The sequence below is a fragment of the Moheibacter sediminis genome (genome assembly GCF_900176425.1).
Taxonomy (GTDB): Bacteria; Bacteroidota; Bacteroidia; order Flavobacteriales; family Weeksellaceae; genus Moheibacter; species Moheibacter sediminis.
On the sequence record NZ_FWXS01000005.1, the window covers coordinates 280201 to 289375 of the forward strand.

Annotated in this window: 8 protein-coding genes; 6 read left to right on the forward strand and 2 right to left on the reverse strand. The window is 31.7% G+C overall.

Annotated elements, in window-relative coordinates; genetic code table 11:
- Positions 1-307: 307 nt before the first annotated feature.
- From B8977_RS09535 to B8977_RS09560, 6 genes are all read left to right on the forward strand, one after another.
- Positions 308-565 carry a MerR family transcriptional regulator gene (locus tag B8977_RS09535; RefSeq protein WP_143736430.1) on the forward strand — a complete coding sequence of 86 codons (258 nt, stop codon included), beginning with the start codon at positions 308-310 and terminating at the stop codon, positions 563-565.
- Positions 562-1638, forward strand: coding sequence for a tyrosine-type recombinase/integrase (locus tag B8977_RS09540; RefSeq protein WP_084017479.1), 1077 nt, complete (start codon positions 562-564; stop codon positions 1636-1638). Before B8977_RS09535 ends, B8977_RS09540 begins: the two co-directional genes overlap by 4 nt.
- A gap of 87 nt (positions 1639-1725) precedes the next feature.
- Positions 1726-2124 carry an energy transducer TonB gene (locus B8977_RS09545; protein WP_143736431.1) on the forward strand — a complete coding sequence of 133 codons (399 nt, stop codon included), beginning with the start codon at positions 1726-1728 and terminating at the stop codon, positions 2122-2124.
- 127 nt (positions 2125-2251) lie between these two features.
- Entirely contained in the window at positions 2252-3445 is a 1194-nt protein-coding gene (locus B8977_RS09550; RefSeq protein ID WP_084017481.1) for an ImmA/IrrE family metallo-endopeptidase, read from the forward strand.
- Between the two features lie 11 nt (positions 3446-3456).
- Positions 3457-4005: a hypothetical protein gene (locus B8977_RS09555; protein ID WP_084017482.1), complete on the forward strand. Its 549-nt coding sequence runs from the start codon at positions 3457-3459 to the stop codon at positions 4003-4005.
- A 22-nt stretch (positions 4006-4027) separates the two neighbouring features.
- The gene (locus B8977_RS09560) at positions 4028-5851 is read left to right on the forward strand and encodes a P-loop NTPase fold protein (RefSeq protein ID WP_084017483.1); all 1824 of its coding nucleotides are present in this window, start codon (positions 4028-4030) and stop codon (positions 5849-5851) included.
- A gap of 436 nt (positions 5852-6287) precedes the next feature.
- Here B8977_RS09560 and B8977_RS09565 read toward each other — a convergent pair whose 3' ends face one another.
- Entirely contained in the window at positions 6288-8945 is a 2658-nt protein-coding gene (locus B8977_RS09565; RefSeq protein ID WP_084017484.1) for a T9SS type A sorting domain-containing protein, read from the reverse strand.
- A gap of 25 nt (positions 8946-8970) precedes the next feature.
- A partial coding sequence (locus B8977_RS09570) for a T9SS type B sorting domain-containing protein (protein ID WP_159447478.1) occupies positions 8971-9175 on the reverse strand: 205 nt, incomplete at its 5' end.

A 9175-nucleotide genomic window follows, 5' to 3' on the forward strand; every position in this document is an offset into this window, starting at 1 on the left:
TTTATTTTGCTGATGTTTTCCCATTTTTGTATTTTGTGTCAAAATTTTTGAATAGATTTAGGCACAAATTCCTTTTTTGTGCCAGTTTGTGCCAAATAATAAGGTTTGTAAATTGAAAGAAAGTGGATTTGTCCGCTTATGTCCATTTAAAGTATGCCTATGTCTGTTTATTATGATTTCAGCCAACAAAACATATCACAAAATTTGTCTGTTTTGCAGAAAGGAATTTGAAGCACAAAAGAGAACGACTAAATTTTGTAGTCATCAATGTGCTTCAAGGGCGTACAAAGTGAAAACCAGACATAAATTGGATTTAGAAGTGAATTTTGAAGATTATGTAAAGAGAGAACTTCAATTACACACCGATTTACTCAATCAAATACAGACAACTTTAAGTGAATTATTATCATACCAAAAAATCGGTTCTCGAAAATTTATAACGCCTGCTGAATATTGTAAATTGAATGGTATCAGCAGAAAAACGTTACATCGTTATATTAAAGAAGATATGGTAATAGCAAAGAAAATAAGTAGTCGTAAATATTTAATTCAATCGGATATATGAAAGTAAAAACGTATTTAAGAACGGCAAAAGACGGTAAAAGTCTTATCTATGTTGATTATTCTGTCAATGGCAAAAGACAAAGAAAGAAAACAGGAATGTTTTTGTATGACCGTCCAAAAAATATTCCCGAAAGAGAGCACAACAAGCAGACTTATGTTTCTCAATTAACGCTAAAAATTCAGAATAACGAATTGGGTATAAAAACGCCTAAGCATAAAATCAAAGACTTTGTAGTTTATTTTGAACATTTGACCCAACAAAGAGAAAACACAGAAAAGAATTACAGCACTTGGAAATCAGCGTTAAAACATTTGAAAGAATTTTATTCTGACGGATTGAAATTTAGCGATTTAGATATTAATTCGTTAGAACAATTTTCACATTATTTAACCGATGTGAAAAAGTTAAAAACGTCTTCTGCCAATAATTATTTCAATGTTGTTTTGCACGGTGTTCACGATGCTTTCAGAGATAGAATGATTGATATTGACTATGCAGAATATGTAAAAGCACCAAAAATAGAGCAAGCTGTAAGAGTTTATCTGACAGAAGATGAGATACTAAAACTCGAAAATGCACATTGCAAAAATCTGTTGTTGAAAAAAACGTTTTTGTTTTCGTGCAGAACAGGAATGTCTTTTACTGATGTGAAAAATTTAGAATGGCAACACTTCAAAAAAGACCACGACGGAAATTATTTTATAGCATTCCACAGAAAGAAAACCAAAGGTCTGCAATACCACCCGATTACAAAAGAAGCAAAAGATTTGTTGGGCGAATCAGGAAAACCCGATGAAAAAATATTCAAAGATTTGCGTTACAATAGTTGGATGAATATAATTTTGAAAGAATGGATGTTTCAGGCAGATATTAAAAAACCGATTACGTTCCATTGTGCAAGACACTCGTATGCAACACTTTTACTGCACAAAGGTGCTGATATAACCGAAGTGAAAGAATTATTGGGTCACGAAGATTTGAAAACAACAATGAGATACGCTCACGTTATGGATTCAGATTTGAGAAAAGCGGCAGAACTGATAAAATTCAATTCCAATCAGACAAACGGGTAAATTTGAGTATAAAATTATCATATAATTAAGTGGATAAAATGACGCAAAGACACGAAACAAAAGGAATGCTGAACGCTTGTTTTATGAGTGAAAAAAGCATACTTTCCTGCATCGATGATTATTTATACAATCAGGCAGATACAAAGCAATTCTGATACTCAAAATGAAAAACCAATAATTTATACAGCGATTGAAAAAGAAGCGGTTTTTAAAGGTGGAGACAGCAAATTAAATCAATACATTTCTCAACATCTCAATATTCCCGAGTCAGCACACAATTTTTCAGGTAAAGTGATTGTAAATTTTGTCGTTAATGAAGACGGTTCTGTGAGTAATATAGAAATTAAACAGACTATTCCTATTGAATTGAAAAATGAGATTGAAAAGTTATTTAAAAATATGCCGAATTGGACACCTGCAAAATCAGAAGGAAAAAATGTAAAAATGAGAAAAATTTTTCCCGTTTTATTTTCGGGAAATGAATGATTTACCTTATTGTAATAGTACGAAATCTTTTCAAATATTATTTAAGAAACAAAATAAAGGGTATTTTCCCTTTTTTATTTGAAAAAGCAATTTAATTCCATATATTTGCAGGGTAAATTCTCTTTTTATGGAAAATGTAGATATAAATAAATTACTGAAATCTATTTTTTCAGAAGAGTCAAATATCAATATTAAAGATGTTTTTGAGCAAAAACTTTTAGAATACAATATAAGTAAAACAAAAGCATTAAAACTTCTCAATATTGATAAAGACGTATTTGAAGAAATTATAAACGGAACTGCAAAGCAACCTAATTTAATTCACGTTGTTAAAATAGCGGAGTTTATAAATTATGATGTCAATGAATTTATAAAGATAGTTCTGAAAAATCAGAGCATAGATAATATTGCTTCTATTGAAAATGCCCGAAAAGCAACTTTTATCGTTAAGAATTTTGATGTAAAAAGGCTAACTAAATTAGGTTTTTTTGATAGTAAAGATGATACAGACGAATTAGTCAATAAAGTTCTTTCGTTTTTTGGATATAAATCTATAAAAGAGTTTGAAGAACAGCTTGACGAGCCATTGTATAGTCGCACAAAAAAGAATTTTTCAGACAAAATGAAAGATTTTTGGATAAAATCGGCTTATCAAACATTCAGAGTTATAAATAATCCTAATGAATACAATAGAGAACGATTAAAAGAGCTTATTGTAAAAATCAAACCATATTCACAAGATGTTAGAGATGGTTTATTTACTGTCTGCAAGGCACTTTACAATATTGGGGTTACTGTAATTTTTCAAAATTATTTATCTACAACACAGATTAGGGGAGCAACCTTTGTTATAAATAATAAGCCCTGTGTGGTAATTACGGATTTTAATAAAAAATATCCAACACTTTGGTTTACTTTATTACACGAGTTACACCACATTTTATTTGATTATGATTTGATAGAAACTAATAGTTTTCATCTAACAGGGGACAATGATTTATTTCTAATTGAAGAAAAAGCAGATTCTTTTGCAAGAGAATTTTTCTTTTCAGAAGATAAGTTTCACTTCATAAGAAGATATGTTAATAACCCTTATATGGTTTCAAAGTTTGCGAAAGAAAATGAAATTCACGAATCTATTGTTTATTCATTTTTTGCGTGGTATCAAGATAAATTATACGGAAAAAATTATCACGCAGCATATAAAGAATTTTATCCTGATTATAACCACGCAATTAAAAAGCTGAATCCTATTACTTGGGATAATGAGAGTATTGCGGTGGCGAGCGAAAAAATAAAGTCTGTTTTAGAAATTAAATAAAAATATACAGAATGGAAGATAAAAATAAAAAAATTAAGAAAGAGCAAGGGGTATCACAAGCTGATATAGAAAGATTAGAACTTTTGCAAAAAGCCAATGAGAAAGTTGGAAAACAATTATCTATTAATTCGGAAACTGGTAATATTGAAGAAATTAATGAGTTAAGAGAATTAATAGGAAAAGAATTTGACAATCCCGAAGAAAAATATAGAATATACTACAATGGGATTAGAAAACTTTTAATGGATTTTCTTCCAAAAGGAAAAGATTTTAAGGAAGTCAGAGATATAATCTATGATGAAAAAAACATCTTTCTAAACTTGGGAAAACGTAAATCTGACAATAATGGTGTAAGAAAGTCTGACGGTAGAATGACTTATCAACCTGTTATGAATGAAATCTTGGATATTATCGTGCAATGGGTGGGAGAATCTCAAAATCCGTTTGACATATATCGAGCATTTTATGAGCTAAATGAAAAGCACGGATACGGACACGAAGAATACGATAAATCTGCTTTAAGCGTAGCAAAAGCTATGTTGAAGTTAAGTGAAAAATAATTAAAAGAATCTTCCCTTTTCTATGAAAAACAATTATATCGAAGATGTTTTCAGTGATTATTTGAAAACAGAAAAAACAAATTATGCTTTGCTTATTAATGGTACTTGGGGAAGTGGTAAAACGTATTATTGGAAAAATATACTTGCAAAACTTGCAGAAGAAGCCAAATTAACGCCTATTTATTTATCGCTTAACGGTATAAGCAAGATAGAAACATTAGATTATCAATTAAAAATTAAGCTAATACCGTTTCTTAACAAATTAGATATAAAAAATAGTGCTTCGATTGGTAAATTGTCAAAAAATGCTCTTTTTCAATGGGTAAAGGGAAAATGGGGTATTGATGCAGAAGAACTAATAAAAGATGTAGATATTGATTTAACTTTATTCTCAAAAAATGTTCTTTGTTTTGATGATTTGGAAAGGTGTAAAATTCCGCTATCAGAAGTTTTGGGATATGTAAATAACTTTGTTGAGCATAAAAATTCCAAAGTCATTTTTTTGTCAGATGAAAGCAAAATACTTGATAAAGATGAAAACTATAATTCAATAAAAGAAAAAGTAGTGGGGCGGATTTTAAATTTTAAAAATAATTTGTCCGATTCTTTTCCATTGCTTTTTGAAAAATATATTGACACTAATCCTGAATTTTATGCTTTCCTGAAAGAAAAAAAAGAATTCATATATAGTCTATTAACAGAATACAAGCAAGAAAATTTAAGAAACATAGCATTCTATCTTGAAAGTCTGAATAAAATATATCCTTTCATAAAAAATCACGCCAATTATTCTGATGAAGTATTATTGTTCACGCTTATTATTACTCTTGAATTTAAAACAGGGAATTTAACATCAAATGACTTTGAAGATTTTAAAGGGTATGACGATATTAATTCTGCTTTTTCGCTGTTTAATTTTTCGCAACTTCTAAATGACAACCATTCTAACAACGAAGCCAAAAAAGAAGAACCTAAATCAGAATTAGAATTATTCCACGAAAAATATCTACAAAATAATATTTCTATTTATTGTTTTTATCCGTCAATATACCAGTATATTTTAACAGGTTATCTTGACACTGATAAATTGTCAAATGAATTAACATCAAGATACCCAATAGAAATACCAAAAGAAACAACTGCATTCAGAAAATTACTCAACTACAATTTTAGACATTTACCAAATGATGAGTTTACCGAACTTTTTAGTGAGGTTTTAGAACACTCAAAGAATGGTAAATATAGTATCTATGATTATTTACAGATTTCTAACTTTTTCAATTATTTTTCCAATAATAAGTTAATTAACCTATCACTTCAAGAAATTCAAGAAGTATTATCTAATGGAATCAATATAGCTAAATTAAGGGAAGAAAGTGATAAAAGACTTTATGATTCTATTTTTCATTTCGGAACGAAAGATTATGACCAAGTTATTGTTGAATTGATAAAAGAAGCCCATAAATCAATTATTGCAAAAAAAGAGAAAATTAAAGTTAATAAACTTATAATTGCTCTTTCAGAAGATAATAGCGAATTGGTTACTGATATATTTAGCGAGTATCAAGTTAGGAAAGAGTTGTTTGAATTGTTAAAGCCCGATGAACTATTTAATGCTTTACAATCTATAAAAAATGAAACACTCTCTGAATTTAATCTATTATTAAGTGATAGGTATAAGTCGGTTAATATTAAAGACTTTTTAAGTTCGGACTTAGCATTTCTTGAAGAATTAAACTCTTTGATAGTGAGAAAATTAAACAACAAGAAAAGTTTTCAGGTTCAAGATTTACTTTTTAAAGAGTTATCTCATACAATAGATGAAATTTGTAAAAAACTAAGGTAGAAATATATAAATTCCATAGATTTTAAAATTTGATAATATCAAATGATACTATCAAGCACTTGATTTATATTATATTTTTACGGAGAATAATTTTTCCGATTTTTGCACATATTTTCGCTTATTTAGCTAAGTTTTGTTACAGATTTGACACAAATACGCTCGTAATGCTGATTAAATCATACTATTGCATATTTTGTATCGGGAAGTAAGAATGTAAAAAAAGCTTTTAAGGCCCTATCAACTGCTTCATAAAGGAAATCGATTGGATGAAAATGGAAAAGAAACTCATCTTCGAGAGTTTGAATGCTTGGGAAGAGAAATTGTTTGTTTAACAACCAAGATAGGATTTCTTTATTTAGCAGAGTATTTAGGGTAATTCATAAAGAAAAACCACTTCTTTGGGAAGTGGCTCTTAATTAGTGATTTATCGGTAAATTTACTTTACCAGGAACTTGAATGATTTAGTTTCTTTGCCGAGTTGTACATTTAATATATAAGCGCCGCTTGGATAAGAGGTGACATTTACTTTCAGATCCGATACGTTTTTGACTGACTTAGTTTCTATCAACTGACCCATTGTATTGTAGATTTGGTAAGATGATGGCTGTTTTGAACTGTTTCCTGTATTGATATTCAAATAATCTTTTACGGGATTTGGATAAATGCTAAATTCAGAAACATTTAAATCATCAGAAGCAAGAAAAGCAGAAGAAGTACATTCTGAAATACTTACACATCCGTAAGCATCTGTAATGATAACTGCATAATAACCTTCCGTCTGTGGTGTAAACGACTGCCCGGTTGCTCCTGCGATTGGTTCATTGTTGTTGTTACAATCAATCCACTGATAGGTTGCACCCGCTCCATTATAATCTGCTGTCATCGCTTCTCCTGACACAGTGATGTTTAAATCAATCGGAATACAAACTGTGATACATGCAGAAGTACTTACACAACCGAATTCATCTGTGATTTGTACGGCATAGGTTCCACTTTGAGAAGCAATAAACGCTTGGTTAGTTGCACCATCAATAGGAGCATTTTCATCATCACAATTTATCCACTGATAAGCAGTTCCTCCAGCATATAAAGCTGTAAGCGTGTTGCCCTGAACCTGAACATTTGTGTTTACACCCAAACAAACCTGAACGCATTCTGAAAAAGTTTCACATCCGAAGGCATCAGATACTCTAACTTTATAATTTCCACTTTCCACAGCAATGAATTGCGGTAAATTAGCGCCTTGTATTTCTTCATTATTGGTACAATTTATCCATTGATAAGAACCGTCATTTCCGCTGTAAGAAGCTGTAAGAGTAGTTCCTTGTTGTGCGACAGAAACTTCTGCAGCGATACAGAAATCAAAACAATCAGATATACTTACACATCCAAATGTGTCTGTAATCTGAACAGAATAGCTTCCGCTTTGAGTTGGATTGAAAGTCTGCGAAGTAGCTCCTGCAATCGGTCCATTTTCATTGGAACAATCCAGCCATTGATAAGTAATTCCTTCTGAGGTATAATCAGCCGTTAAAACGGATTCGTTATTAGTGATATTAACTTCTACCACCAAACAAAAATCTACACATTCTGAAATACTTACACATCCGTTTGTTCTTGTAATTTGAACGGCATAAGTTCCGCTTTGCGTGGGTGTGAAAGTTTGGGAAGTGGCTCCTTCTATAATTGCATTTCCATTGTTACAATCCAGCCACTGATAAGTAGCTCCTTCTTCCGTGAAATTCGCTGAAATTTCCGTTTCTTCCGAAGTAACAGAAGTATCTGTATTACATAAAAGGTATGTATAGGCCGCTCCTATTTGATAGGTAGGTGAACTAAAAGTATCGGTTACATTTGCGCTTTCGGAGTAAGCACCAATTATCGCATATTCACCATTTAAATGAATGCTGCCACTAAATCGAGCATTGGCATGTCTGGCGGATGCTACTATTTTTTGTTGTTCTTCCCAAATCCCATTTACATTTTTGAATAAATAAGCAGCTCCTGCATTGTTAAAAGAATTTTCTCCATTTTGATCTGTTTTTGCATTTATGCTTCCAACAATTAGAAAATCTCCGGAAGCACTTACTACAGAACCAAATCGATTGCTTAATACTCTATCTGATGCTACTATTTTTTGTTGATAGCTCCAGCTACCGTTTTCTTTTTTATAAATATAAGCAGCTCCTGCCTGAGTTATTTCATTCTCTCCATTTACATCCGTGCTATTTAAAAACGCCCCGCTAATCAAATATTCACCATTTAATGTAATTGCTCTACCGGTATAATCTCCAGCCTCCAGTCCTGTCAATATCTGTTTTTCCTGCCAAACTTCACCTTCCAGTTCAAATACATAAATCTGTCCTCCAACATCTTCCTTATCTGCACCAACAATGATGGTATTTCCTGATATATCTACCGCACTTCCAAAGAAAGCATTTCGAAAGGGTGTCGATGCTAACAGTTTTTGTTGTTGTATCCATGAACTTCCATTTCTTTTGAAAACATAGGCTGCTCCTATGTCTCTTCCCTGATCCTGATCTATGTCTTCTCCAGTTGCACCAATCACGATATAATCTCCATCAATAGCTATTCTTCCACCAAAATATTTTGTAGGAGTACGATCTGCAGCCACTATTTTCTGTTGTTGTACCCATGTTTCTCCCACACGTCTGAAAATATATACAGAACCTGCGTCTTCCATTGTATTGGCTCCATTGGCATCCTCATCTTCTACCTTTGCACCCGCCACGATATAATCACCATTTATAGCTACTGCCTCCAACCCAAAATTATCATTTTCGGATCTGTCATTCGTAATCAGTTTTTGTTTGAAAACCCAATCATTTCCTTCTTTTTTATAAACATACAAAGAACCTGCTCTAGGGATGTTTCCATTTCCATTTACATCTGTTCCATTACTCGGTGCTGCAATTACAGCCCAATCACCTTCAACTGCCACAGCATCTCCAAATCTGTCGTATTTAACTGCATCATTTGCTGTAAACCTGTCTAATTGAAGTAGATTTTGCGCATTTGTGCCAATACAGCAGCAAAAAAATAAAGTAATTAATAAAATAAATCTGTTTGTCATAATGTGTTTTTAATTTTCTAATATGTTATGTTTTAATTGTAATATGCCCATTAATTTTCTCACCTGATTCCAATGTGATGATATACCAATAACTACCACTTGGAAGCGGCTGGTTATTGTACTTCCCGTCCCAAGTGAAGCTCGATTCGATCATCCTGTCCACGAAGATCTTTCCGTACCGGTCAAAGATCTGAAGCCTCGTATTGGGATAAACTTCCAGTCCTCTCAGC